This is a genomic window from Cohnella sp. CFH 77786, from assembly GCF_019400745.1.
GTDB lineage: Bacteria > Bacillota > Bacilli > Paenibacillales > Paenibacillaceae > Cohnella.
The window spans coordinates 159,213-185,180 of sequence record NZ_WJIB01000010.1 but is presented as its reverse complement, the minus strand read 5'-3'; the positions used below and the strand labels follow the sequence as shown (position 1 = coordinate 185,180).

Sequence of the window (25,968 nt, the reverse complement as noted above, 5' to 3'; positions counted from 1 at the left end):
CAGCATTTCGGAGCGAAAGGAGGATCCTGCCGGATGCCGCATCGAAGGATCATCGTGGCCGGGACGGGGAGCGGCGTGGGCAAAACGACCGTCACCATCGGACTCATGGCCGCTCTTCGCCGGAAGGGTTATCGGGTGCAGGGGTTCAAATGCGGTCCGGACTATATCGATCCGACTTACCATGCCGCGGCGACCGGAAGAGTCTCCCGCAACTTGGACAGCTGGATGTTCCCGCCCGATGTCATGAGACAAATCTACAACCGCGCGGCCCAGGATGCGGATATTTCCGTGATCGAGGGCGTGATGGGCTATTACGATGGGAAAAATCCGCGAACGAACGAAGGCAGCACGGCGGAAATCGGCATTCTGCTCGACGGCCCCGCCGTGCTAGTCGTGAATTGCCACAGTATGGCGCGCAGCGCCGCGGCGATCGTCAAGGGCTTTCAAATGTTCGATCCCCGCGTCCGCATCGCCGGCGTCATCGCCAACCGGATCGGCAGCGACAACCATTACCGGCTCGTGCAAGAGGCGATCGAGCAGGAGTGCGGCATTCCGGTCATCGGGCATTTGAAGCGGGAGGAGACTTTCGAAATACCGGAAAGGCATCTGGGGCTCGTCCCTTCGATTGAACGGGGGGACCTTCAGCCGTTGTTCGACAGGCTGGCCGAAGCCATATCGGCAACCTGCGACCTGGACCTGCTGATGCGGCTTGCGGAAGCCGGCCCCGTGGAAGCTGGAGAAACGTTATTCGCCCCTCGCTTCGGCTCTGCGGAGTATCGAGCGAAGATCGCCGTGGCCAAAGACGCCGCTTTCCATTTCTACTATCCCGAGAATTTGGAGCTGCTCGAGGCCTTCGGGGCGAAGCTTGTCTATTTCTCGCCGCTTGCCGGTGAGACGCTGCCGGAGGAAGCGGACGGTCTGTACATCGGCGGAGGGTTTCCCGAACAGTTCGCCGCCGAGCTGGCGGCCGACGATCGAGTCCAAGCGTCCATCCGCGGCAGGATCGAAGCGGGACTGCCGACGCTCGCGGAATGCGGCGGGTTCATGTACCTGACCAGGGAAATCGAAGATACGCAAGGCCGGACGTTCCCGATGCTCGGGCTTGTTCCGGGCCGGGTGAAGATGCAGACGAAGCTGGCCGCGCTGGGTTATCGTGAAATAACCGGAACGGAAGGCAACTTCTTCATTGGGCCTGATCATCGCGCGAAGGGGCACGAGTTTCATTATTCCGTATTCGAGCCCGAGGGAGAGGCGAATCCCGTTCATGCCTATGAAACAAAGGGGATGCGCGGTTTGAAGAAGGAAGGCGTCTTGTTCCGCAACGTGGTCGCAGGCTATACGCATTTCCATTTCGCCTCCGAGCCCGGTCTGGCGGAACGCTTCGTCGCGAAGTGCGCGCGTTATCGAGAGGAGAGGGACGGATGTCGATGAGGGAAATGCTGCGAAAACGCAGAGCCGTACGGAACTTGCGGCCGGAGCCGGTGGAGGAGGACAAGATCGCCGCGCTGCTGGAGGCTGCGACCTGGGCGCCGAACGACCGGCTGCGCGAGCCTTGGCATTTCTACGTGATCCGCGGGGAAGCGAAGCGGCAATACGAGGAAGCCGCGCATGCGTATCTTCGGGAGAGGTTCCCGACCAAGCCCCATTTGGTGGAAGAGTCGCTGAAGGTGCTTCTGAGCACGCCGCTCGTGATTGTCGTGACTTCGGATATCATTCCCGGCGACCCCGATTCATCGAGGGATAACGAATATGCGGCGGCCTGCGCCATTCACTCGATGTGGCTCGCCGCGGACGAGCTGGGGCTCGGCTTCGTATGGAGAACGAGAGGAATCGGGCTCGTCCATGACGATCGGATGCATCGTTTGATCGGGGCTCCGGCTAACCGCAAAGTGATCGGAACCCTCTTCGTCGGATACCCGGCGGAAGAGCCGCCTGCAACCAAGCGGACCGGTTACGCCGACAAAACGACATGGCTGCTTGAACTGGATAGTGAGAGCAGGTGAACGGTTGCCGCGTCCTCTTTCTTCGTCATGGGGAAACCACCTGGAACGCGGAACGTCGGATTCAAGGGACGAAGGACGTTCCGCTTACCGAGGCGGGGATGGCCCAAATCCGCGCCGTATGCGGCCGGTTGAAAGACGAATGCCGTCAACCGTTTGCGGGGATCGTGACGAGTCCGCTTCGGCGGGCTCGGCAATCCGCTGAGCTGTGCGGAGAGCTGCTCGGAGTTCCCGTAACGGAGAGTGCTTGGTTCCGCGAGCGTTCGTTCGGCCAACTAGAGGGTCTGACGGCCTGCGAAATCCGTCTCCGCTGCGGGATCCCCGACGTGGAACGAATTCGCGATTCTTCGTACGGCATCGAGCCGCTTCAAACGGTTACGGAACGAATCCAGTCCGGACTGGATTGGCTTCGTCAAGCCTATGGCGGCCGCACGGTTCTCGTTGTTACGCATGGAAGCGTCATCAAGCGCATTGCCGAAATCCTGGGAACGCCGGCCGGCATCATCGGGAACGGGTGTTACCGGGAATGGTTGGTGTGATGCGAAAGCTCAATTGTAAAAGAAGCAACCCCTCCGCTTAACAAGGGCTGGTGGGATTGCTTCTTTTTCGCTTTCTAGGGGAGTTCCAGCCGCGAAGTTATCCCAAAAGTAAAGAAGCGGCTTGCAAAAAAAGATGTGCTGCATATAATTGAGATATCAACAATTGATACATCAATAATTGATGTATCAATTGTTAGGGTATCATCGACTACGCAACGAGGAGGGAAAGCGAGACAGAAGCCTTATTGCTTCAGGAACGAAAAAACCGAAATGAAAGGTTGATTTCGCATGATCACGGAAAATAAAAAACAAGAAATTTTAAAAGCTTACCGGTTCAGACATGCTTGCAAGGTATTTGATGCCCACAAGAAGATTTCGGATGATGATTTTCGTTTTATTTTGGAGACCGGAAGATTATCGCCGAGCTCCTTTGGTCTCGAGCCTTGGAGGTTTGTTGTCGTTCAGGATGCCGCGCTTCGCGAAAAATTAAGACCAGCTTGCGTCGGCGCTCAAGGACAACTGCCCACTGCGAGCCATTTCGTCATTATATTGGCCAGAGGAGAAGCAGGTCTAAGGCATGATTCGGATCACGTTATGAAGATGATGAAAGAAATCCAGCATATGCCTGAAGAAACTGTACAATTCGTTTCTAAGATCTATAAATCCTTTGTCGAAACCAGACTTGAAGATAATGACCGTCTTATTTTTGAATGGGCAAGCAAACAAGCCTATATCGCATTGGGAAATATGATGACAGCCGCGGCTCAAATCGGAATTGATTCTTGTCCGATCGAAGGCTTTGATCCACAGAGGGTGATCTCTATTTTACACAAGGAAGGCATCATGAACGGCAACGATTTCGGCGCAGCCTGTATGGCCGCTTTCGGCTATCGGCAAGAGGATCCCAAACGTCCGAAAGCTAGACAGCGTCTCGAGGAGATTGTGGAGTGGAGATAATCAAAGGCCACGGGGATGCATTGCTGAGGTAAGCCGCGGCTGATGGCCAAGGGCAATTGATACCGTGTCGCGATCCCGTTGAGCGGCACGGTAGGTTGGCCGACCACAATAAAGCAGAAATGGACTTGTAAAGAAGAAATGAAGTTGTATATGATTGAATGATCAATGGTTGATACGTCAATAATTTTGCAAAAGGACTTATGCAAAAAGGAAAGAGGGGATGGTTAATGAATACGCGTTATTCACAAGAAGCTGGGATTTTTCTTCAACTGTATTGGGTAAACAAAATGATTGGCACGAAGTTCGAAGCAAGCACAGGTGCCAGCCAAACCCGCTTGGAAATACTCTCCGTGCTCTATCAAGTTGACGAGATCAGTCAAAGCGACCTTCAAAAGAAGGTGAATATCGATAGTGCAGCCATCACAAGACATGTCAAACAGCTTGAAGCGGGCGGCATGGTATTAAGAAGAAGGAAGTCTGAGGACAATCGCATCATACTTGTTTGCTTAACCGATCATGGGCGTGAACAGATCGGATCTTCTCTGGAAGTAAAAGAGCGCTTCATGAAGGAAGTGCTTGCCAATGTCAGCGCAGAAGAACGCCGGGTTCTTGAGAATGTGCTGTCGCAGATGCGGAAAAATTTGGAAAGTTTAAATGCCCAACCTGATCCCTCGCCATAGTGAGACCTATTTCAGATCTTTCAGCCAAGCCGCAAGGGCAGCACCAACATCATCCGGAGCATCTTCCTGGGGATAGTGGAGCCCCTTCACTGCGACCTCAGTTTGTGAACGCCAGGTGCGGCAAAAATCAACGTGCGATTGCGGCATCATGCCTGGCTCGCTTCGAATGAAGAGCTTGGGAACGGGACTTTGTGCCAACCAATCTCCGTAAGCAGCAACGATTTCAGACACATCCGCCGGCTCTCCATCAAACGGAAGCTGACGCGCCCAGGTTAATGTTGGCCGACGAGCTTCGCCTGGCTCTGCAAAAGGTCGACGATATTGAGCCGTTTCTTCTTCCGATAACTTGCGAATGATGGTCATCGGAAGATTGACTTCAATGAAGGAGTTTTGTTCCAACACCATTTGTTCACCTTCCGGGGACCGAAGTTTCTGAAAGATTTTGCGTCCGGTCTCCGGTATCTCGTTCCAACTTCGTGATTGGATAATCGCCTCCATGTAGACAATGCCTTTCACCGCGTTGGGATGGCGGCGCGCCCAATCGAAGCCGAGAGCCGAGCCCCAATCGTGCACCACGAAAACAATGTTTTGCTTTACGCCAAGTTGATCCAGAAGTTCATCCAGATAACGTCTATGCTCTACAAAAGTGTAAGAGCCTGGACCGCTGTCCGGGAGTTTCGCCGAGTCTCCCATGCCGATAAGATCAGGAGCAATGCAGCGTCCATGCTGTTGTGCATACGGAATAATGTTTCGCCATAGATAGGAGGAGGAGGGATTGCCATGCAGGAAAACGATCGGATCCCCGCTACCAACCTCCACATACGCCATCTCCAACCCTAAAACCTGCCGACGCTTCTTCTCATAAGGAAATCCTTCTGCGGTTCTGCCTTCCAACCTCATGTTCCCAACTCCTTTTAAAATTTGTTTGTTGTAACAACAGCGCGGCTATAATGCAAGTACTTACTTGCACCATTGGCAATAAAAAGTGCCAGGGGGACATAGCCCTAGCGAACAACCGATCACAAATGCAAGTGATTGCTTACATCCTCATTATATGCTGCCTTCCTTTTTATGTCAACCGCCAAAGTAGCTGAAATTCAGAAGTCGGCCTCAGGGAAGTCACGACCATCCAGAGAGGCATCGAGAATGCCGACTTGGACGTCAATCCTGGTTATCGTACTCGCTTAAAAACCTGAATGAAATTCTTCATTCGTGATTTTCAACATATCCGCATTAAAGTGTTGCTTGAGGTCGGCGATTTGTTCATCGTTGAATTTGCCTTTGATCTCGATTGCTTCTTCCTTGGTGTTGTATCCAACACTGTGTGAGGAATTGCTATTGTATCCGCTGAGTGTTTTGGAGAATAAGTAATCGCTAACTTCCTTTGCCGTATCTTGAAGGAATTTTGGGTTGTACTTTGCTTTCTTAAATACGACTTTATCGCGAAGCTTATCTTCCAACTCCTTGCGGATGGCTGTCATTTCTTTCGTATGTTCTTTATCGACCAGGAAAACAACCTTAAGATTATCGTTATCATAGTAATAATCGGCTTGCGCAAAGAATGCATCTCCGTAGTCTGCCTTCGGAAATTGCGCGTGCACGGCAGACTCTACAATCGGAATCACTTCTCTCTGGAATTCCAAGATGGGGTCCGATTGCTGTGTTTGTGAGGAAGGAGCATCTTGATTCCTTTCGACTTTGGAGGCAACGAGATCAGGTCGATTCCCGCAAGCGGATAGCATTAAAATAGACAACCCGATCCACCAAATTCTTTTCGGATTCATTTAACTTCTCCCATTCCGTTGAGAAATGTGTGTCTACATAATAGACGAAGGGCAAGCCGAAATGTTGCCGTGTTTCATTTCTCCAGATTATGGGGGGAGAAAATCAATCTTGCTAGGAGACGAATACGCGGTGGCCATCACCTAAGCCAAAATAAAAAAGAGCTGACTCCAACGAATCAGCTCTCAAATCGCAGTAAGTTTGGCCTTTTATTCAGCCGCTCCATTACCCCTTCACGGCCCCCGCCGTCATCCCCTCGATCAGAAACCGCTGCAGGAACACGAAGATGAGGACGACCGGAATAACGCACAGCACCGAAGCGGACATGAGGGAACCCCAGTCGGTCTGGAATTGGCCCCGGAACAGGCTGATCCCGGGCGTCAGCGTCCGCTTCGCTTCATCGTTGATGAAGACGAAGCCGAACAGGAACTCGTTCCAGGCGTTCAGGAAGGCGAACAGCGACGTGGAGACCAGGCTGGGCAGCGAGACCGGCATCAGGATTCGGAAAATGATCCCGGTTCTCGAACACCCGTCGATTTCCGCGGACTCTTCCATTTCGAGCGGCACGGAGTCGAAGAAGCTCTTCATCATGAAGGTACAGAGCGGGACCGTGAACGTTGTATACGCGAGAATCAGCGACCAAGACGTATTCAGTAAATGCAGGTTCTTCATCGTCAGATACAGCGGAATCAGCAGCAGCACGCCGGGAATCATCTGCGACAGCAGCATCGCGAAGCTGACGGCTTTGATACCGTGGAACCGCATGAACCGGCTCAGCGTGTAGCCCGCGAAGATCGAGACGAGCAGGGCGGCCAGCGTCACGGTCACGCTAATGACCATGCTGTTCTTGAAAAACGTGAGAAAGGACGAGCGAGTGAGCACGTTGTCGTAATGTTCGAACGTCGGATGGGGGACCCAGAAGCTCGGATTCGTCGACCGGATCAGGTCCGTCGGCTTCAGGGAGGTGACGACCATCCACAGAAATGGAAACAGGCAGTAGGTCGAAAAACCGACCAGAATCACGTAGGTCGCGATCGTCAGGAAACGTCGTTTGCCGCGGCTCATCAGCATCCGCTCACCCCCGGTTCTTCCTGACGCTGATCAGGTAGTATAGGATAAATCCGCTCATCATGAAGCCGAGCATCATCGATGCGAGCGCGGAGGCATTGCCGAAGTTGTATTCCTCCATGGCGTAGCGGTAGATCATGATGGGCAGCGTCTCCGAAGAATGAAGCGGCCCGCCTTCCGTCATGATGAAGATGAAATCGAAGTTGATCGCCGTCCAGATGACATGGATGAAAATAATCGTCAGGGACACGGTCTTCAGCTGGGGCATCACGATCCGCCAGAACCGCGTGCGGATGCCGGCGCCGTCGATGGCGGCCGCCTCGATGATATCGCGCGACACGGATTGCAAGGCGGCGAGCAGGCTGATCGTGTAGAAGGGGAAGCTCCGCCATATATTGACGAAAACGACCGTCAGCAGGGCGGTATTCAGTTCCCCGAGCCAGTAATAAGGCTCCTTGAGCAGGCCCAGCTTGACCAGCCAGAGGTTGATCACGCCGTAATCCGGCGTCAGCATCCACGTCCAGGTCAGGCCGGCAATGAGGATCGGCACGACCCATGGCACGATGATGAAGGCGCGGAACAGCGTGCGTCCCTTGACATTCTGATTCAGCGCGAGAGCGGTGATGATCCCGAAAAGATATTCGCCGGCGACGGACAACACGGTCCATACCACAGTATTCCAAAGCGCGGTACGGAAATATTCGTTGTGGACAACCTCCCGGTAATTCGCCAGTCCGGCGAAGCCGGTGAGCGTCTTGTTCACGAGCGACTTGAATTGAAAGCTGTCCCACAAGACGGTGATCAGCGGGTAAGCGTTCAACAGAATAAAGAACACGACGGCAGGCAGGATGTACAAGTACGCGATTCGTTTGAACCGTTTCTCTCTCGGGCTGATCGAGCTCCGCAGCCGGATGGCCGGGAGCGGGCGCTTTTCCGTTTCGGCCCTGTGCATGTCTCTCACCACTTTTTCCGCGGGATGCCAAGAAGGAGGCGAGTCCGGAAACGCGGATCGTCCGCGCTTCCGGACTGGTCTGTTAATCCCTGCAATCAGCTTCCGCTAAGTTCTCCCGTTTTCCTCAAGCTCTCGTTGATGGCATCGGACAGCCATTGTGCTACGACCTCCGGCTTGTCGTTCTTCAGCATCGCCCGGGCGAGGGAATCTTCCAGCGCGGTCGTGATTCCGCTGAGCGATACCGGCGGGAATACTTGACCTTGCGGCGCGAGGGCGAGGAAATCCTTGCCCCACTTGTTCGTCGCTTGGACATCGGAACGCGGGGAGTTGCCGGCATAGTTGATCTCGGTTTGGTAGTCCTTGCCGATCAGGTAGGAAGCCAGCTTCCAAGTCGCGTCCGGGTGATCCGACTTGAACGGGAACAGCATCGCGACTTCCAGGAACGTGGCCGGCTTCTCGCTGTAAATCGGAGCGGCGATCTCCACGTCCTTCATCGTATCGGGATTATCCTTCGCGCGGCCTTCCATCCACGGGCCGTTGACGACCATCGCATATTGGCCGAGCGCGAAGTTCTGGTCTTCCTCTTCCCATCCCCACGTCTTGGCGTCGGACTTGATCGTCTTCGTCGCCAGCAGATCTTGGTAGAATTTGAATACCTCTGCCGCTTTCTTCAGCTGGTCCGGATTGTCCGCCCACGTATTCTTGTATTTGCCGTCGGCTTGCCGGTCCGCGACCGTAAGGCCATTCTGGGCCAAATACATCATGAGTTCCTGTGGAGAGCGAACGCCTTTGCCGGCGATGCCGAACGCTTCCTTGCCCGTCTTCTCCTTGATGACCGAAGCCATCTTCAGCAGCTCATCCCATGTTTTCGGGGGCGCGTTGTAGCCTGCTTGTGCCAGTATATCCTTGTGGTACAGCAGCGCGCGGATTCCGAGGTAGTTCGGAAGCGCCTTCACTTTGCCGTCGACGGTGACCGCGTCCAGGACGTTCGGGAAGATTTTCGATTTGTCTTCCCATTTGTCGATATAAGGGGTCATGTCCGCCAACGCGTCCATTTTGTTCAGTTCCCCGAACCATTCGCTTAGGCCCCAGGTCAGATCCGGCGCGTCGCCGGCGTTGATGGCCGCGATCAGCTTGTCGTGCATGACGTCGTAGCTGATGATTTGGACGTTCACTTGCACGTCCTTCTGCAGGTTGTTGAACGCTTCGATCTTAGCCAGCGTCTTCTTGCCGGCTTCCGTGCTGTCGAGCGCGGCCCACATGTTCAGGGTGATCGGTTTGCCCGAGTCGCCGCTGCCGGCCGATTCGGACGCGCTCGCCGAAGCCGATGCGGATTCCGATGCGCTTGGGCTCGCGGAGGAACCGTTCTCGCTCGATCCCTTGCTGCCGCAAGCTGCCAGCAGCGTCAGAATGAGCGCCATCGCGAGGATGCCGGAGATTGCTTTTAACTTCATGGTGTAGCCCCTCTCCTTGTCTTGTGGTGGTTGCATTTCCATTGTATAAGGAACCCCGCATGAGCCGGTATGACGCAATCTTCAGCACCTTGTTCAAAATATTAAGGTTTCTCCGAGGCTCGAATCCTCTGCCGGTACTGGGTAGGCTGACAGCCTGCATGCTTCCGGAACACCTGGCTGAAATAGCGCTGGTCGCCGTATCCGACCCGGTCCGCGATCTCGTACGTCTTGAGCTCGCTTTCCGCGAGCAGCCGCTTCGCCTGCTCCATTCGCCGTCCGGTCAAATATTCCATGAAGCTCTCGCCGGTCACGCCCTTGAACAGCGAGCAGAAATAATTCTTGTTCAAATAGAACGTCGAGGCGATCTCTTCCAGCGAAACGGTACGGTAATGCGAGTCGATGTAGGCCTTGATCGTGTCCACGAGCTGCTTCCCGCTCTTGGCCTTCGGCTCTCCCGTCGCGCCTTGGAGGATCGTTTCGAACATTTTGCGGAGTAAATCGTTCACCTGGCTAATCCTCAGCTCTTGCGCGCCCAGCCGGGCTTCATGGACGAGCAGCAGCGTCTCTTCGCCGGAGGCCCGGTGCTCCAGCTTGCCGATGAGCGTCGAGACGGCCTTCCGCCATTCGGCGACGGTCAGCTGAGCCGCGGCCCGCCCGAGGAACGACTCCAGCTTGCCGAGCAGCCGTTCGCCCTCGCGTAGCCCGCCGGTGGTGAGCAGCGTGTCGGTCAGGACAACGATCTCGTCCATTCCGGCGCTGCCGCTGTCCGCGGGTTGAGGGGAAGAGATGGGCTTGCCGTAAAACGCGATCGGGTGCTCGAAGCTCAGCGGAATCGTCTCCAAGGCATGCGCCGCTTCCGCGTAAGCCGCGGGAAGCTTGCCCGGCCGCTGCTTCCAGCCGCTGACGCCGATCATCGCCTGGGCCTTGACGTATTGGCCGAGCGACAGGCGGAGCCGCTTCAGACGATCCTCCAAATCGCGGGCAGAACGCGGCGTCCCGGGGTACAGGAACACGAATTCGGATGTCCGGTGCAGATTGCGATAGACGACGGAGGCGGGGCCAAGCATCTCGTGCATGACGTTGCGCACGGCGAAATAGAACAAGCCGCGGTCGCCGTCGTAGCGCTGGTAGACGTGTTCGTCGAGATCGGGAAAATGAACCAGCACGGCGGCGTATCCTTCGTCAGGCAGCGTGAGGAGCAGCTGTTCGGCGCGAACGATCATCTCGTTCTCTTCCAGGGTCGTATCCCCGACAATCCGGGAGAAGAATTCGTCCCGCATCAAAGTCAGCCCTTGGTTGAGCACGGCCTTGTCGTTGATCCGGTCGGCCATCGTGCGGGAATCCCGGCGGATCTGCTCCACGGCCTTGCTCAGCGCCATCAGAAGCTCGGCTTCCTGGATCGGCTTCAGCAAATAATCGTACGCCCCGAGCAGGAAAGCCGACCGGGAGTATTCGAAATCCCCGTAACCGCTGAGCACGATCACTTTGGCATTCAGGCCGGATTGCTCCAGCCATTTCATGAACGACAGGCCGTCCATCAGCGGCATTCGGATATCGGTGATGACGAGATGGGGGCGAAACGCTTCCACAAGCTGACGCGCCTCGTCTCCGTTGTAGGCATGGCCGGCGATCTCCCAACCGAGCTCATCCCATGGGATGAGCAGCCGAAGCTGTTCATGTACGGTCGATTCATCGTCCGCGATAATGACCTTGATCATTCGTCTGCCTCCTTCAGGGGAAGAGTGAACGTGACGCAGGTGCCGACGCCGCGGCGGCTCGTCAGGCGCAAGCCGCAAGACGGGCCGCAGATGAGCCGGATCCGGGCGTGGACATTGGCGAGCCCGATGGAGGCCTGCTCGTCCTGCTGTGCCCGCTGCACCGCCGTTGCGTGCGGCTCGAGCCCGGAATCCAGCGCGAGGGATGCGGCATCCTCTATCCCGGCGCCGTTATCCAGGATGTGGATCGTCAGCATGCCGTTCGCCCGGTCTGCGCGCACGGACATGCGAAGCAGCTTACGCTTGCGGGATCCGGGGATCAGTCCGTGCTCGACGGCATTCTCCACGATCGGCTGAAGGATCAGCTTCGGAATCCGCCAATCGGAAGCGCCAGGTTCGGTATGGAGGCGGAAGCGGATCGCGCCGGCGTAGCGCTTGTTGATGATCGCCAAATAATTGCGGATGTGCATGATTTCGTCGCGCAGGCGGACCCATTCGCGGTCGATGTCCATGTTGTACCGGTACATGTTGCTGAGCGATTGGCAGATCATCTTAAGGTCCGGCACCCGGTTGAACTCCGCGATACCCGCCATCATTTGCAGCGTGTTGAACAGGAAATGCGGCGAGATCTGCGCCTGCAGCGCTTTGATCTGCGTCTCCTGGTTCATCAGCCGCAGCTTCAGGTCGTGCTCGACCAACCGCTGGATTTGCTCGGCCATCCGGTTGAACTGGTTGCCGAGGAACCCGATCTCGTCCTGCGTCTTCACGTCTACCCGCGCGTCATAGTCGCCGATTTGGATCCGGCCCATGTTCCGGTGGAGATGGACGATCGGCTTCGTGATATTGAAGCTGAGTCCGAGCGAGAGGAAGATCGCGAGCAGCGCGGCGACGCCGATCATCGCCGCGGCCAGATTGCGGTACAGGATTTGCTCCGGATCGATCTGGTAGCGGTACAGGAGCGTCCAACCCGACTTGTCCAACGTCGTCTTGATCTGGACGGTTCGATGGTCTGCGGGCGAAGCCGGCGGCAGCGCTTGGCCGACCTTGGCCGGATCGGTATCGTACAGCGCGACGCCGCCGGACGACAGAAGAGCGACCTCGCCCCGGTAGAACGCGTTATACCGCTCAATCTGCTGACGGAACGTTTTCTCCTTGAGATCGATCACGAGCAGGCCGCTCGGCGCGCCGCGATATCGCACGGGGTAGAGGAATTGGATGGCCGGCTCGCCGTACTCGCTTTTATAATGGATCAACATGAGCGGTCGGTACCCATTGTTTCGGACCCGGGCAAGCAAATCGTCGTAGTAGGCTTGTTCGTAACTCGGATGGAGGGTGGGAAAAAAGTTGCCGAGCAGCTCGCCGTTATTGCGGAGCAGGTACATGCCCATGATGTCTTTCACGCGGGATTGGTAATATACGTCGAAGAAGAATTGCTCGATGTCCTTCACCGTGTCGTACGTTCGGCTTTCGGTCTGAAACTCTTTGTCGAGCGCGATCGTCTCGATCAGATCGGAATTCGAATAAATTTGGTAAGCGGTTTCATTAAGATCCTCGAAGAATCCCTCGATCCGGTCCTTGATATCCTGCTCCACCCGGATCTTGGCGAAGGCCTGGTCGTCGTCGATGCTGCGCGAAACTTGGTAGAAAATAATAGTGGACGTGATGCCGAGCGGAACGGCCGTCGCCGCGATCATGGCCAGGAAAATCTTCATGCGAATCCGAATGAACTTCATCGTCTCGTCCCCGTTTCCATCCGCATATTCTCGTTGAGAGCAACGGTGCTTTTATTTTGGAATGGAAAGAGGCCCTTGTCTAGCATAATTGCTTGGAAGTCGGACGGCACTCTCATAAGCAGGAAGGAAGTAATCCTTAGACGAATTCAAGAAGAAGGGAAACAAAGATGGATGTCGAAGTAAGGGGGGCCAATCCGACCGGGATGAGTTCAGCGATTCTCCACGCGAAGAGCACGGTGCAGCACCGAACATGGTCGACAGCAACGGCCATACCTGTCTTTTCATGATGATAACCGGGAGATTATCGAGCTCTTCATCGAATGCGGAGCGGACGTTAACGACAAGCAGGAAGGCGGTGTATCGGCGATAGCCATCGCGAAAGATCGAGGAAAAGGGAATGTGGTCGCGGTACTGCGGGAAAGAGGGGCCGCGAATAAGCTGGAACGCTTGTGATTTGGCGGCATGAAGAAGGAGGGGCAGGTGCCTCTCCTTTTATCATTGATACGGGTAACGTGTATCAAGGCTGGGGTGCCCTCAAATGGTCAGTTCTCTCGCAGCCGCGCGATTAGACGGAAAACCTCCCTCTATTTTTGCGCTTTGGCTGCAAATGGAACATTAGAGGGAAAACCTCCCTCTAATCTTAGCGTTACACGCTCAATTTGGGATTTCCCGCGATATTAGTGGGAGGTTTTCCCTCTAATCATCCAAAATCTGCGAAATGATTGAAATTAGTGGGAGGTTTTCCGTCTAAATTGGATCGACGGGCGAATCAGGCACGCTGACTCGAGAAAAATGCCGCATCTGGATCGGGTCCCACAAAGACAAGACATCAGGTAACGACGTCGCTGCGCCATTTCCAGCATAACGACTTGGCCGAATAGGATATTGAAGCTTAGCCGTAGTAAACGGAACGAATATTCATCGCCAATCAAACTGGACAGTCTTTCGATAAGGTCGAACGTGATACTGGTCGAGTGGTTGTAATGTGGCAGTTTTGGTCATTTTTTTTGTAATCCTTATGAACCTTTTTCGGGTAAGGTTGTCCAATAGAAATAGAGAAAGAAAATTCAAGGCCGCAGCCGACTGTGACCATGATCCAATTTCTACTCACGTACGGAGCGCGAGGGGATAACCGAAAACATAATAATCTCTTCGACAATGGAGTATTAACGCAAGACACATACAACACCACCTATTGAAACGTTTCCAAACCTGTGCTATACTCGAATCAATTCAAATGAAACGTTTCCAAATCGGATGAAACGTTTCCACTCAAAGGAACCGGATGGCCTGGAGGTCGATCGAACATGTCCAGCATTAAGCAAGTGGCCGATCGGGCCGGAGTCGCGGTGGGGACGGTGTCGCGGGTGATCAACAACCATCCCGCCGTCAAACCCGAAACCCGGGACAAGGTGTTGGCTGCAATTGAAGAGCTTCAATACATTCCGAACGAAGTGGCCAGAAATTTCAAAATGCAAAAATCGAATATCGTCGCTCTCCTGCTTCCGACCATCTGGCATCCTTTCTTCTCGGAGCTGGCTTACTACATCGAGGATGAACTGGACCGGAACGGCTATAAATTGATCCTCTGCAACAGCGACAGAAAACCCGAGAAAGAGCTGTACTACTTCGAGACGCTGAACCAGAACAAGGCGGCGGGCATCATCGGGATCACGTACAACGATATTCAGAATCGGATTACGGCCAACATTCCGATGGTGACCATCGATCGTCACGTGAAAGAGGAGATTTCCTGCGTAACCTCGGACAACTACGCGGGAGGACGAACGGCGCTTGCTGAACTCGTCGGTGCAGGCGCCAACCATCCGGCCTACTTGGGATTTATCTCGCAGTCGTATGCGCATAGTGAAGTCGATCTCAGGAAACAAGGCTTTACGGACGCGGCGAAGGAGCGGGGAATGCCCATTCGCATTTATGAGATCCCATCCGATGAAGACCTCATGGAAACTTCTTTTGCGAAGCTGTTCGCTTCCGAAGAGTTCCGCGGCACCGACGGATTATTCGCCAACGGAGACCTGCTGGCCGCCCGGTATGTGAAGCATGCCCGCGAGCATCGGATTCGGGTTCCCGAGGACGTCAAGGTGATCGGCTATGACGGGATCCAGAATAACGATTGCTTCCATCCCGTGTTATCCACGATCCGGCAGCCCGTGGAAGAAATGGCCCGAACCTCCGTACAGCTCCTGATTCGCAGGATCGAGGGGGAGGAACTGAAGCAGGAGACGTACCGTCTGCCCGTCCATTTCAGGAAAGGCGAGACGACTTAGCGGTTGAAGAGGTTGGCTGCATAAGGTTATCGGGCCGGGCAGCCCCTTCATTTACAGTGCAAACACTTACTTTGTCATCTATGGATAAAGGAGGGTTCTATTTGTCATGGAAAAAAACCTGAGGACGCACTATTGGATCATGCTGATTCCGGCCTTGATCTGGCTCGTGATGTTCCAGATCGCGCCGATGTTCGGAATCGTCATGGCGTTCCAGGACTTCAATCCGGGGGCGGGCTTCCTGCATTCGGAATTCGTCGGTCTGGAGAATTTCCGGTACATGTTGGAACTGAGCGACGTGCGATCGGTCTTATGGAATACGCTGGTCATCGCGTTCGGCAAAATCGTCGGGAATCTCTTCGTGCCGCTCGTGTTCGCTTTGCTGCTGAATGAGCTTAGGAAAAAATACTTGGTCAAGTTCATCCAAACGAGCGTATATTTGCCCCATTTCTTATCTTGGGTGATATTGTCGGGCATTATGCTTCAGATCTTCGGCATCAACGGTCCGGTGAACCACGTCTTGGCGTTTCTCGGGCTCGAGCCCGTACAGCTGTTCCAACGAGCGGACTTGTTCCGGGGTTTCATTATCGGATCGGACGTATGGAAGAACTTCGGGTTCAACTCGATCATCTATTTGGCTGCCTTAACCGGCATCGACCACACGCTCTACGAAGCGGCGGAGATGGACGGGGCGGGACGCTGGAGGAAAATGTGGCATGTCACCTTGCCGGGCATTCGCACCACCATCGCCCTTCTCGCGATTCTATCGCTGGGCGGCATTCTGGACGCGGGATTCGACCAAGTGTACAACATGTACAATCCGCTCGTTTACAGCACGGGCGATATCATCGATACCTACGTTTACCGTTCGGGCTTGCAGGAATTGGACTTCAGCATGGGTACGGCCGTGGGATTATTGAAATCCGTAGTCAGCTTCATTCTCATTACGACGGGTTATTGGTTGGCGAAGAAATTAGTCGGTTACCGGATTTTCTAAAGTGGAGAGAGTTTTAACTCCGTCAAAACCCCTATGTCAGGAGGGAGAACAGTGGTACAAAATCGGTCGCTCGGGTCCAAAGCGTTCGATGCCTCGAACATCGTCCTGCTCCTTGTCGTGACCCTGCTATGTTTGTTGCCGATCTGGTACTGCCTGATGATCGCGTTAAGCGAGAAAGCGGCCGTACAGGCGGGAAGAGTATCCTTCTATCCCATCGGCTTCAACCTGTATTCGTTCCAGGAAATCCTGTCCGATCCCAAATTCTTCCTTTCGCTGTGGGTATCCTTCCAGCGGGTCTTGCTGGGAGCGGCGTTCACGATGCTGGTGTTGTCGCTGGCCGCGTACCCGTTATCCAAAACAAGCAAGCAATTTCCGGGACGCAATCTGCTGATGTGGGTGTTCGTCTTCTGCATGCTGTTCAACGGCGGCTTGATCCCTTGGTTTATCACCATGAGGAACTACAACCTGCTGGACAGCGTCTGGGGCTTGGTTTTATGCGGCGGAGTTCCGATTTTTAACCTCATTCTGATTACGAACTTCATCAAGAACCTGCCGGAAGAAATGGAAGAGGCGGCAAAAATCGATGGAGCGGGCCCGTGGAGATTCATGTTCCAAGTGCTGCTGCCACTCCTGAAGCCCGTATTGGCGACCGTCCTCTTGTTCACGATGGTCGGGTACTGGAACGATTTCTTCCAAGGGATGGTCCTGTCTACGAGGGAGGAGAGCTATCCGCTGCAAACCTATATCCAACAGCTGGTCGTATCGACGAACTTGCAGAATTTGGCGAACATGTCTGTGGAACAACTGAACCGCATGTCCAAATTGAATAACGATTCCTTGAACGCCGCCAAGATTTTCGTCGCGATGATTCCCGTGCTGTTGATCTACCCCTTCTTGCAGAGGTATTTCGTGAAAGGGATTACGCTGGGATCCGTGAAGGGCTGATCGGTTTGTCCGCGTCGTCGTTGTCCGAGGAGTTTCTCCTTCGACATAAATTGAAGATAAAAAAGGGGAGTAAGAGTATGTTGAAACCAAGCATGAGAAAAGCGAGCGCAGCCGTATTGTCCATGACGCTTGGCGTTGCCTTGCTCGCGGGGTGTACCGGCAAGGGAGGCGAGGCTCAGCCTTCCGCCGAGAGCAAGCCTGCGGCTTCGGCTTCGGCTTCGGCAGAGACGAAGGCGGATCCGCTCGGCAAGCAGCCCGAGCTGACCGTCGTGACCCGGGGAGTGTCGCTGGACCCGAACCAGAAATACCCGGACGGCCAATCCTTGGACGATAATGCGTACACGAGAATGCTGAAGGACAAATTCAACATCCAGATCGAGAACGCCTTCAGCGCGGCCGGCGGCGAGGATTATCAGAAGAAAGTGGATTTGGCGATCGCAAGCGCCAAAATCCCGGACTACATGACGAACCTGACTTATACGGAGTACAAAGCGATTGTCAAAGCCGGCTTGGCCATGGACATCTCGGACGTCTGGGAGCAATACGCAAGCCCGAAGACGAAGGAAGTGTACAACTCCAACAAGGCGCTGTTCGACAGCCTGGTCAAGAAGGACGGCAAGATGTACGCCATTCCGTCCTCCAACCCGCTGCCGGATTTCTTGTCCGTCATGTGGATCCGTCAAGACTGGTTGGATAAACTGGGTCTCAAGGCGCCGACGAACCTGGACGAGCTTGCCGCCGTGGCGAAAGCGTTCGTGGAGCGGGATCCGGACGGCAACAACAAAGCGGATACGGTCGGGATTGTCGGCCCCAGCGTAAACGGAAAGCTGTATCAGGATATGGCCAACACGAACTTCAGCCTGCATTTCGACCCGATCTTCGCGGCCTTTAACGCCTTTCCCGGCATCTGGGTCAAGGACGGCGAAGGCAAGGCGGTTTACGGCTCCATCCAGCCTGAGACGAAAGCGGCGCTTCAGAAATTGGCCGATATGTACAAGCAAGGATTAATTTCTCCCGGCATGATCATGTCCAAGACGGAAGAATTGATCGCGAATAACAAAGCCGGCCTGTTCTTCGGGACATGGTGGAACCCCTTCGCCGACATCGGAAACAGCTGGAAGAACGACAAAAACGCCAACTGGCAGCCTTACCTGCTGCCGTCCGGTTCCGACGGCATCTACTTGGCGAAAGGCGGAAACGCGGCGCAAACGTTCACGGTCATCAGCAAGGATGCCAAAAACCCCGAAGCGGTCATTAAAATGCTGAACATCTTCAAAGAGGGCCTGAAAAACTACGTCGACGAGAAGGATCAGACGGTTCTGGGAGACGGCGCGTTCCCGATGTACCAGACGTTCTCGATCGCGGACGGTCCCGCCATGGTCATGCAGGAGCTGAACAACTACTACGCCGGCAAGAAGACGGCCGACGAGATCCACGCTTACTTCAACAACTATGACGCGTACCAGAACCAGGCGTTTGACAAGATCATCGCTTCCAAGACGAAGCCGTACGACAAAATGAACATCTCGGGTTGGGATTTCTCCGGGGACAAAGCGAATGAGTTCGGATGGGTATGGTCCTTCGGCGTCGGCCTGAAGCCGTATGTGGACGGCAAGTTCAAGTGGGTCAACTCCTTGACCTACGAGAGAACGAAGACGATGGATAAGCGCTGGGCCAACCTGACGAAGCTCGAGCTGGAAACGTTCTCCAAAATCATCATCGGCCGTGAGCCGATCAGCGCCTTCGACACCTTCGTCAGCAAGTGGAAGGATGAAGGCGGCAACCAAATCACGGAGGAAATCCAAAGCACGCTCAATCAATAAAGACAAAACGATGGGTTCTGTCTTGGTGATTCAGAAAGTATAAAATCCGCCATCCTTTTCTGAATCACCTCCGATAAAACGTCTATCCGTCCGAAAAGGACGGAGTAGCCGTTTTACTTGGACAGAACTCATCGTTGCTGCTGAGTCGCTCTTGCAGCGCTCACGGAAGCATGAGCAGGGATAGGGAGAGGGAGAGGGAGAGAGATGTCTGCTGTTCGAAATACAGAGAAGTATCGCCCAAGGTTTCATTTTACTCCTCCGGCGAATTGGATGAACGACCCGAACGGGCTCGTCTATTTCAACGGGGAATACCATCTGTTCTACCAGCACTATCCCCACGGAACGAAGTGGGGCCCGATGCACTGGGGACATGCCGTGAGCCGGGACCTGATGACGTGGGAGCACCTCCCGGTCGCGCTTGCGCCCGACGAGAAGGGGATGATCTTCTCGGGCAGCGCCGTGGTGGATTGGCACGATACGACGGGTTTCTTCGGCGGTCAGCCGGGTCTGGTCGCGATTTTCACGCATCATGAGGATCAACAGGGGGCGGCGCCGCGGCAGAAGCAGAGCCAAAGCCTGGCGTATAGCCGGGATTCGGGAAGAACCTGGGTCAAATTCGAGGGCAATCCCGTCCTCGGTTCCGACGAGTTTGCCGATTTTCGGGACCCGAAGGTGTTCTGGCATCCGGATACGAGGATGTGGGTGATGATTCTGGCTTGCGGCCGGACGGTTCGCCTGTATCGTTCCCCGAATTTGAAGGAGTGGAGCTTCTGCAGCGAGTTCGGCCATGGAATCGGCAGCCATGACGGCGTCTGGGAATGTCCGGATTTGTTCGAGCTGCCGGTCGATGGGGATCGCGGGAAACGCACGTGGGTCATGCTCGTCAGCATCGCGAATGAGCCGGGAATCCCGGAAGGCTCGAGAACCCAGTATTTCACCGGACAATTCGACGGGAATACCTTCGTGCCGGATGAAGCCTCGCGGCAGGTCCGCTGGATCGATTACGGAAGGGACAATTACGCGGGCGTGAGCTGGTCGGATATCCCGGAGGAAGACGGACGCCGCATCTATGTCGGCTGGATGAACAATTGGAAATACGCGGACGCGACGCCTACGGAGAGCTGGAGAGGCGCGATGACGATCCCGAGAGAGCTGGCCTTGGAGACGCGAAACCGCGAAGTCGCCTTGATCCAACGTCCCGTCAAGGAATGGGAAGCGCAACGGGCTCTTCTGTTCGAGGCGGAGGGGAAGTCGGTCGGCGAGCTCAATGCGCAGTTCAAGGAACATCCGCTGGAGACGTATGAAATCGAAGCCGAATTCGAGCTTGCGGAGGGGATCGAAGCCTTGGGCTTCAAGCTAAGAACCTCGGCATCGGAAGAGACGGTGGTCGGCTGCTCCGTGAAGGATCAGGCTGTATTCGTAGACCGCACCCGTTCGGGAGCCGTCGACTTTCATGAACTGTTCCCCGGCCGGCATCAAGCAAGCTTGCAGCCGGACTTGAAGCGCCTGCACTTGCGCATCATCGTGGACCAGGCATCCGTAGAGGTATTCGCGAACGACGGGCAGATCGCGATCACCGATTTGATCTATCCCTCTCCCGATTCGTTGGGCCTCTCTTTGTTCTGCGAGGGTGAAGGCGGGCTGTCTTATCGAGTGAAGATGTATAAGCCGATCTAACGAAGTCCCGCACCTTGCAATCCGCGTTAGATCGAATGCGATATAGTCGTCAAAGAAGCAGGTTCCCGCAAAGGAGCCTGCTTGCTTGTTATTCAATTCAAATCCATACTGTGGTAGAATAGGCTCGCTTAAGGCGCTGGCTGAGGAAGAGATGACCCCAAGCGGGCATCATCGCCATTCGGGGGGAGACCGGCTATGAGAACGTTGTATGTTTCCGATCTGGACGGGACTTTGTTGAATCGCGAACAGAGTGTCGGCGAGGAATCGATTCGAATCCTGAACGATTTGATCGGACGGGGTCTTCACTTTACGATCGCAACCGCCCGTTCCATGGAATCCGCGCTTCCGCTTCTGGAAAGGCTGCATTTGAAACTTCCCGGTATTTTCATCAACGGGGTCTTCATCGCCGATCTTAAGAGCGGCCAAATCATCCAGTCCCACTATCTGCCGAATTCGCTGGGAGAAGAAATCGTAGAGAGCTACCTTCAGGCGGGCCTGAAACCGGTCGTATACACCGTCGATCACGAAGGCCGGCCGCGTGTCTATTATCGCGGCATTCATAATGCGAGCGAGGAGCATTACATTGGCGACAGATTGCTTCGCCAGGATGGCAGGTTTCGATTGATCAACGATTATTCCGCGTGCTTGACCGAGAAGCTGATTACGATTAACGCAATTGACTTGCCGGAGAAGCTGGAAGACGTATACCTGAAGTTTGCGAACCGGCCGGAATGCATCCGGCACTATGGACCGGATATTTACGCGCCCGGCTATCATTGGCTGGAAATCTCGAGCGCGCAAGCGACGAAGAGCCAAGCGGTACAATATCTGAAGGAAGCCTACGGATATGAAAGACTGGTTTGCTTCGGAGACAATTTGAACGATCTGTCCATGTTCGAGATGGCCGACGAGTGTTATGCGGTGGGCAATGCGCACGACCTGGTCAAGAAGGCCGCGACTCGAATCATAGACACCCATGATCATGACGGAGTAGCGAGGTTTTTGAGGGAGCGGCATCTCATCGGTTGAAGAAGAAGGAAGGGTTCCATGAGTACCCCAGTACGAGTTCAAGCACTCAAGTACGGAAATCGCCCGCACTACGAATGGGACACCATTTTGCTGGAACGGTCGGAATCTCATATTTTCGTATTGGGCGAATACGGCCGGAAGCTTCATCATCATACGAAGCAACGGATATTTACGGTGGAGAATTGGACCCTCGAGTTTTTTCCATTCGATGCTTGGTTTACCGTAAGCGCGGATGTGGTCGGCGGTCAAATTCAACAGTATTACTGCAACATCAACGAACCGGCCAAACTCGAAGACAACACCGTTTCTTTCGTCGATCTGGACCTTGATCTCATCCATAGGAACGGAGAGTGGAGGGTCGTCGACGAGGATGAATTCGAGAGGAATTCGGTCAAGTTCGCTTACCCGGATGGGCTCATCCACAGGGCGAAGCTTGAATTAGCCAATTTGCAAAGCCGTATTCAGAACAAGGGTTTCCCTTTCGACGGTTCTCTCGAACGCTTCATCGATCGAATCGGCGTGAGGCAGCTTGCAAATGACGAGGCCACTGGAAACGAGCAAAACCGCCTTCGGAAGTGAAGGCGGTTTTTGCCGTTCGGAGGGGATGTTCCGTTACGGAACACGTTATTTGGCCGATGGATTGGCCGTGTCGATCTCCACTTTGATGGGGAGACCCGAGGATCCGTCCAGTTTCTGGGGCGAGTACTCCCACACCATTTTCTCGGCACGGAAGGTGATCTGTTCGAAAGAGGTATCGGAGCCCTCATTCTCCTGCAAATGATAACCGGTGATCGTCAGGTTCGTGAATTTGATTTTCAAAAAGGTGGGTTGTTTCACGCTTCCCCGTTGGAAGTATAGAACCCCGTTCGAAATCTTCTGGCCCGTCGCAGCCCGTTCCAGCAGCGGCAGGGAGGCGCTGTCGATGGATTTGGTAATCACGATGTCGTGAAACTTCGTTTTCTCGGCGTTGGTGCAGGGACAAACCTCTTTCGCCACGTTGAAATCGAAGGACCGCAGTTCGATCGCGTCTCTCAAGCGAGCGTCCGTGCTGTCTCCCTTGATCCCGTCCAGCACCAAAAATAATCGGGTGCCAGCGGCAGACGCGGAAACCGGCAATGCGAAGATCAGGGCGGCGGCGGTCAACAGGATGAACAACGGTTTGAACCTCTTGAATCGTAACATCTCGAGCTCAGCTCCTTTTATGATACAATTCGTATCAATAATATCATGAGCGATTCGGTTGGTCTAGTGTTTTCGTAGCAAATCCACATGGAGCAAGCCCCGCAAGTCGTAAATTCTAGTTGCGCTGAGGTGGGTAGGAAGACCAATGTCCGTGACGGCCCGGTAACTTCCTATACTCCGGTATACTCCTTACGCGGCGTCCAGAGGTTGACTATAATGAAAGTCGATGAAGGATACCGAAAACGGAGGTGCAGGTTTCATAGCGATCGATGCGAAGTTGCCGCTGAACCGACACGGATTCGAGGCGAGCCGGCTCGTGCTCGGCTGCATGGGCTTCGGCGGAGGCTGGACCCGGGATCCGCTGACGGCGGAACATCTCAAGCAGATGCACGAAGGAATGGACGCGGCGCTTTCGGTCGGCATCAACATGGTCGACCACGCGAACATTTACGCGTTCGGCAAGGCCGAGCAAGTATTCGGGCAGATGCTGAAGGAGCGCCCCGGCTTGCGCGATCAGCTCGTGATCCAATCGAAATGCGGCATTAGGTGGGCCGAGAGGGAGGGGGAGTCGAACCGGTTCGATTTCTCCAAATCGCACATCCTCGAAAGCGTGGACGGGATTCTGAGCCGGCTCGGCATCGAGTCGCTGGATATTCTGCTGTTGCATCGTCCGGACCCGCTCATCGAACCCGAAGAGGTAGCGGAAGCATTCGAGGCATTGAGAAGCTCCGGCAAAGTGAAGCGATTCGGAGTCTCCAATATGAGCGCAGGCCAGATGCGCTACCTGCAAGCATTCTTGGATGAGCCGATCGTGGCGAACCAACTGGAGCTCAGCCTGACGAAGCTGGACTGGCTGGATTCGCAGGTTCATGTCAACCAGGAGGCCGGCAAGCTTTCGTCGTTTCCGGACGGCACCCTCGAGTATTGCCGGTTGAACCATGTGCAGATCCAAGCCTGGAGCCCGCTGCGGGGACTGTTCAACGTCGACCTCGGCCAAGCGGAGCCCCGGGTCCGCGCGACGGACGAGTTGGTCGGCTCCATGGCGGAGGAGCGGGGAGTGTCCAAGGAAGCGATCGCACTCTCCTTCCTGCTACGTCATCCGGCGCGGATTCAGCCCGTGCTCGGCACTTCGCGGCCGGAGCGGATCCGGGCTTGCGCGGAAGCGATGCAGGTGGAGCTCAGCAGGGAAGAGTGGTACAAGCTGTACGTCACGTCTCGGGGACGTCCGATGCCCTGAGGCTGTGGTATGTTCGGTAAGCCGAATCGGCTAGAGCCATCACGCGCGCATTCGGGTAATTTGCTTCCATCGGTCAAAGAAAACCTCCCTGGTAATGGCGGTCTATCGCAACCGCAATTTCCAGGGAGGTTATTTCTTTTACTCAATATTCGATCTTATTCGAAGATGCTCTCCATAACTCGAACGGTGCCATAAATTGATCCGTTAGCATCCGTTTCATGCGGATGGACCGCTGCTCCATGGGGAGAGCGATTTCTTCGTAGATGAAACGATCGTCGAAGCCGATCGCGGCCGCGTCTTCTTTCGTGCAAGCGTAATATACGGCATCCGGCCTCGCCCAGTAGATCGCTCCGATGCACATCGGGCAAGGTTCGCAGCTGGTGTAGATTTCGCATCCCGTCAATTGGAACGAATTCAGGTGCCTGCAGGCTTCCCGAATCGCTTGAACCTCGGCATGCGCGGTGGGATCGTTCGAACAAGTCACTTCGTTTCGGCCTCTGCCGATAATCTTGCCGTCCTTGACGACAATCGCGCCGAAGGGGCCGCCGTGACTCGATGTTACATTCTCGGCCGCCAACCGAACGGCTTCCTTCATCAGTTCGTCATGCATGAATGGGTACCCTCCTAAACGTTGTGGTGGACATTGTCTCTTGTAAAAAAGTATACGGCGGCGATCAGCAAAACGATGGCAATCAGCTTGGATGAGGTGATGGGGATCCTGGGCGATTGGAGAAGCCCGAAATGGTCGATGACCACGCTCATGGCCGCTTGTCCGCAGAATACGAGGATGGTGGATGCTCCAACCCCGATTTTAGGTACCGAGTAAGCTAACACGATGATATAGAAGGCTCCCGCCAATCCGCCGAGCAGCTTCCACTTTTCAACATGAAGCACGGAGCTGAACTGACCATTTCCCCAAAACAGCAGGGTTCCGGCGATTCCGATTAAGCCGATGACAAAAGATACGAGCGCGGATTCCAAAAAACCGATGTTTTTTCCCAATGCCCCGTTCATGGAGCCTTGCAAACTTAATACGATTCCCGACAGCAGACTGAGCACGTAAATCATGACCCCGATCCTCCCGGCCGAATGGATGAAGATGGACTTTCTTGCGATTGCAGGAGAAGATCTCCGTATTGTTTCTCCGTAATTTGTATTTTCCCCCGCGCGATGTGGATTCGACCGGCCTGCTTCAACTTTTGCAAACTGCGGTTCAACGTTTTGACGCTGATCCCGATCTCGCTGGCGATCACGGGCCGCGTTTGGTTCAGAATCAACGGCTTGCGAGGATCCGGCGCTTCTTCCTGGCAGCGTTTGAGCAAATACAGGATCACTTTCTGCAGACCGGCTTTGTACAAACCGGCGCCCATTTCCACGGATCTTTGGAACATTTTTTTGGCGAGCGAGCCCGACACCAGCAGAAGAAACCCGTGATCCGTCTTTAAGAAGCGGATAAAGTCGCGAATATCCATTCTTAGCAAAACGCTGTCTTCGGCCGCGACGACGGTAACGGCGTTTACCGTCTGTTCCGAAAGCGCCTCCAAGTCGGAGACGAAAGAAAAAGGCTTGATTTGGGCAAACAAATAATGGTTCCCGTCCTCAAACTCCGCAACAACCCTCAATAACCCTTTGAGGACCAGATAGGCGTGGTCCGTTTGGGCATCTTTTTTGGCGACGACCGAATCTTTCGCGAAAACGGACGGCACGAATTTCGAACGGATGTACTCGGGTATTCCGGCCATAAAAGCCTGAATCTTCTCGTCTTTATTGATGGCTTCAACAGCATCCAACTGGCACTGCCCCTTTGACAAGATTATCTTAGCAGATGCTTCGGGCTGATAAAAAGGTCACATGTCCTTTTTCTCAGTTTCGCCTTGCGCCTGAAAGAAATACTTCGAAGCGGAGCGAAAGCG

At 54.6% G+C, this 25,968-nt stretch carries 24 protein-coding genes; 13 read left to right on the top strand and 11 right to left on the bottom strand.

Going from position 1 to position 25,968, the window contains the following annotated elements; genetic code table 11:
* Positions 1-33: 33 nt before the first annotated feature.
* From GE107_RS16340 to GE107_RS16320, 5 genes are all read left to right on the top strand, one after another.
* Complete coding sequence (locus GE107_RS16340) at positions 34-1,431, top strand: cobyrinic acid a,c-diamide synthase CobB (protein WP_219641052.1); 1,398 nt, start codon at positions 34-36, stop codon at positions 1,429-1,431.
* Entirely contained in the window at positions 1,422-2,003 is a 582-nt protein-coding gene (locus GE107_RS16335) for a nitroreductase family protein (RefSeq protein ID WP_219641051.1), read from the top strand. Before GE107_RS16340 ends, GE107_RS16335 begins: the two co-directional genes overlap by 10 nt.
* Positions 2,000-2,539, top strand: a complete 540-nt coding sequence (locus tag GE107_RS16330) for a histidine phosphatase family protein (RefSeq protein ID WP_219641050.1) — start codon at positions 2,000-2,002, stop codon at positions 2,537-2,539. The genes GE107_RS16335 and GE107_RS16330 overlap by 4 nt, the downstream gene beginning before the upstream one ends.
* Before the next feature lie 288 nt (positions 2,540-2,827).
* Positions 2,828-3,496 (top strand): NAD(P)H-dependent oxidoreductase, encoded by a 669-nt coding sequence (locus GE107_RS16325; RefSeq protein WP_219641049.1) that lies wholly within the window; start codon positions 2,828-2,830, stop codon positions 3,494-3,496.
* 227 nt (positions 3,497-3,723) lie between these two features.
* On the top strand, positions 3,724-4,176 hold the full coding sequence (locus GE107_RS16320; RefSeq protein WP_219641048.1) for a MarR family winged helix-turn-helix transcriptional regulator: 453 nt from the start codon (positions 3,724-3,726) through the stop codon (positions 4,174-4,176).
* Positions 4,177-4,182: 6 nt separating this feature from the next.
* Here GE107_RS16320 and GE107_RS16315 read toward each other — a convergent pair whose 3' ends face one another.
* From GE107_RS16315 to GE107_RS16285, 7 genes are all read right to left on the bottom strand, one after another.
* Entirely contained in the window at positions 4,183-5,076 is an 894-nt protein-coding gene (locus GE107_RS16315) for a haloalkane dehalogenase (protein ID WP_219641047.1), read from the bottom strand.
* Between the two features lie 284 nt (positions 5,077-5,360).
* Positions 5,361-5,960 carry a hypothetical protein gene (locus tag GE107_RS16310; protein WP_219641046.1) on the bottom strand — a complete coding sequence of 200 codons (600 nt, stop codon included), beginning with the start codon at positions 5,958-5,960 and terminating at the stop codon, positions 5,361-5,363.
* A gap of 223 nt (positions 5,961-6,183) precedes the next feature.
* Positions 6,184-7,029 (bottom strand): carbohydrate ABC transporter permease, encoded by an 846-nt coding sequence (locus tag GE107_RS16305; protein WP_219641045.1) that lies wholly within the window; start codon positions 7,027-7,029, stop codon positions 6,184-6,186.
* Between the two features lie 4 nt (positions 7,030-7,033).
* Positions 7,034-7,978, bottom strand: coding sequence for a carbohydrate ABC transporter permease (locus GE107_RS16300; RefSeq protein ID WP_219641044.1), 945 nt, complete (start codon positions 7,976-7,978; stop codon positions 7,034-7,036).
* Between the two features lie 95 nt (positions 7,979-8,073).
* On the bottom strand, positions 8,074-9,432 hold the full coding sequence (locus GE107_RS16295) for an ABC transporter substrate-binding protein (protein ID WP_219641043.1): 1,359 nt from the start codon (positions 9,430-9,432) through the stop codon (positions 8,074-8,076).
* 101 nt (positions 9,433-9,533) lie between these two features.
* Positions 9,534-11,150: a response regulator gene (locus GE107_RS16290; RefSeq protein ID WP_219641042.1), complete on the bottom strand. Its 1,617-nt coding sequence runs from the start codon at positions 11,148-11,150 to the stop codon at positions 9,534-9,536.
* On the bottom strand, positions 11,147-12,880 hold the full coding sequence (locus tag GE107_RS16285; RefSeq protein ID WP_219641041.1) for a cache domain-containing sensor histidine kinase: 1,734 nt from the start codon (positions 12,878-12,880) through the stop codon (positions 11,147-11,149). The genes GE107_RS16290 and GE107_RS16285 overlap by 4 nt, the downstream gene beginning before the upstream one ends.
* Before the next feature lie 1,307 nt (positions 12,881-14,187).
* Between GE107_RS16285 and GE107_RS16280 the strand changes: the two genes are divergently transcribed.
* From GE107_RS16280 to GE107_RS16250, 7 genes are all read left to right on the top strand, one after another.
* Positions 14,188-15,168 (top strand): LacI family DNA-binding transcriptional regulator, encoded by a 981-nt coding sequence (locus GE107_RS16280; RefSeq protein ID WP_219641040.1) that lies wholly within the window; start codon positions 14,188-14,190, stop codon positions 15,166-15,168.
* Positions 15,169-15,274: 106 nt separating this feature from the next.
* On the top strand, positions 15,275-16,162 hold the full coding sequence (locus tag GE107_RS16275; protein WP_219641039.1) for an ABC transporter permease: 888 nt from the start codon (positions 15,275-15,277) through the stop codon (positions 16,160-16,162).
* 51 nt (positions 16,163-16,213) lie between these two features.
* Complete coding sequence (locus GE107_RS16270; protein ID WP_219641038.1) at positions 16,214-17,107, top strand: carbohydrate ABC transporter permease; 894 nt, start codon at positions 16,214-16,216, stop codon at positions 17,105-17,107.
* Positions 17,108-17,184: 77 nt separating this feature from the next.
* Positions 17,185-18,930: a type 2 periplasmic-binding domain-containing protein gene (locus tag GE107_RS16265; RefSeq protein ID WP_219641037.1), complete on the top strand. Its 1,746-nt coding sequence runs from the start codon at positions 17,185-17,187 to the stop codon at positions 18,928-18,930.
* A gap of 204 nt (positions 18,931-19,134) precedes the next feature.
* Complete coding sequence (locus GE107_RS16260) at positions 19,135-20,607, top strand: glycoside hydrolase family 32 protein (protein ID WP_219641036.1); 1,473 nt, start codon at positions 19,135-19,137, stop codon at positions 20,605-20,607.
* 195 nt (positions 20,608-20,802) lie between these two features.
* The gene (locus tag GE107_RS16255; RefSeq protein WP_219641035.1) at positions 20,803-21,636 is read left to right on the top strand and encodes an HAD family hydrolase; all 834 of its coding nucleotides are present in this window, start codon (positions 20,803-20,805) and stop codon (positions 21,634-21,636) included.
* Positions 21,637-21,654: 18 nt separating this feature from the next.
* Positions 21,655-22,215: a DUF402 domain-containing protein gene (locus tag GE107_RS16250; RefSeq protein ID WP_219641034.1), complete on the top strand. Its 561-nt coding sequence runs from the start codon at positions 21,655-21,657 to the stop codon at positions 22,213-22,215.
* 45 nt (positions 22,216-22,260) lie between these two features.
* Here GE107_RS16250 and GE107_RS16245 read toward each other — a convergent pair whose 3' ends face one another.
* Entirely contained in the window at positions 22,261-22,818 is a 558-nt protein-coding gene (locus tag GE107_RS16245) for an Hcp family type VI secretion system effector (RefSeq protein ID WP_219641033.1), read from the bottom strand.
* Between the two features lie 226 nt (positions 22,819-23,044).
* Here GE107_RS16245 and GE107_RS16240 point away from each other — a divergent pair, with 226 nt between their 5' ends.
* Positions 23,045-24,055 carry an aldo/keto reductase gene (locus tag GE107_RS16240; protein ID WP_255570528.1) on the top strand — a complete coding sequence of 337 codons (1,011 nt, stop codon included), beginning with the start codon at positions 23,045-23,047 and terminating at the stop codon, positions 24,053-24,055.
* A 142-nt stretch (positions 24,056-24,197) separates the two neighbouring features.
* Here GE107_RS16240 and GE107_RS16235 read toward each other — a convergent pair whose 3' ends face one another.
* Genes GE107_RS16235 through GE107_RS16225 form a run of 3 tightly spaced genes read right to left on the bottom strand, consistent with a single transcriptional unit; the run spans position 24,198 to position 25,845 of the window.
* A complete protein-coding gene (locus GE107_RS16235; protein ID WP_219641032.1) occupies positions 24,198-24,665 on the bottom strand; it encodes a nucleoside deaminase in 468 nt (155 codons plus the stop codon).
* A 14-nt stretch (positions 24,666-24,679) separates the two neighbouring features.
* The gene (locus GE107_RS16230; RefSeq protein ID WP_219641031.1) at positions 24,680-25,123 is read right to left on the bottom strand and encodes a DMT family transporter; all 444 of its coding nucleotides are present in this window, start codon (positions 25,121-25,123) and stop codon (positions 24,680-24,682) included.
* Complete coding sequence (locus tag GE107_RS16225; protein WP_219641030.1) at positions 25,120-25,845, bottom strand: Crp/Fnr family transcriptional regulator; 726 nt, start codon at positions 25,843-25,845, stop codon at positions 25,120-25,122. Before GE107_RS16225 ends, GE107_RS16230 begins: the two co-directional genes overlap by 4 nt.
* Positions 25,846-25,968: the final 123 nt, after the last annotated feature.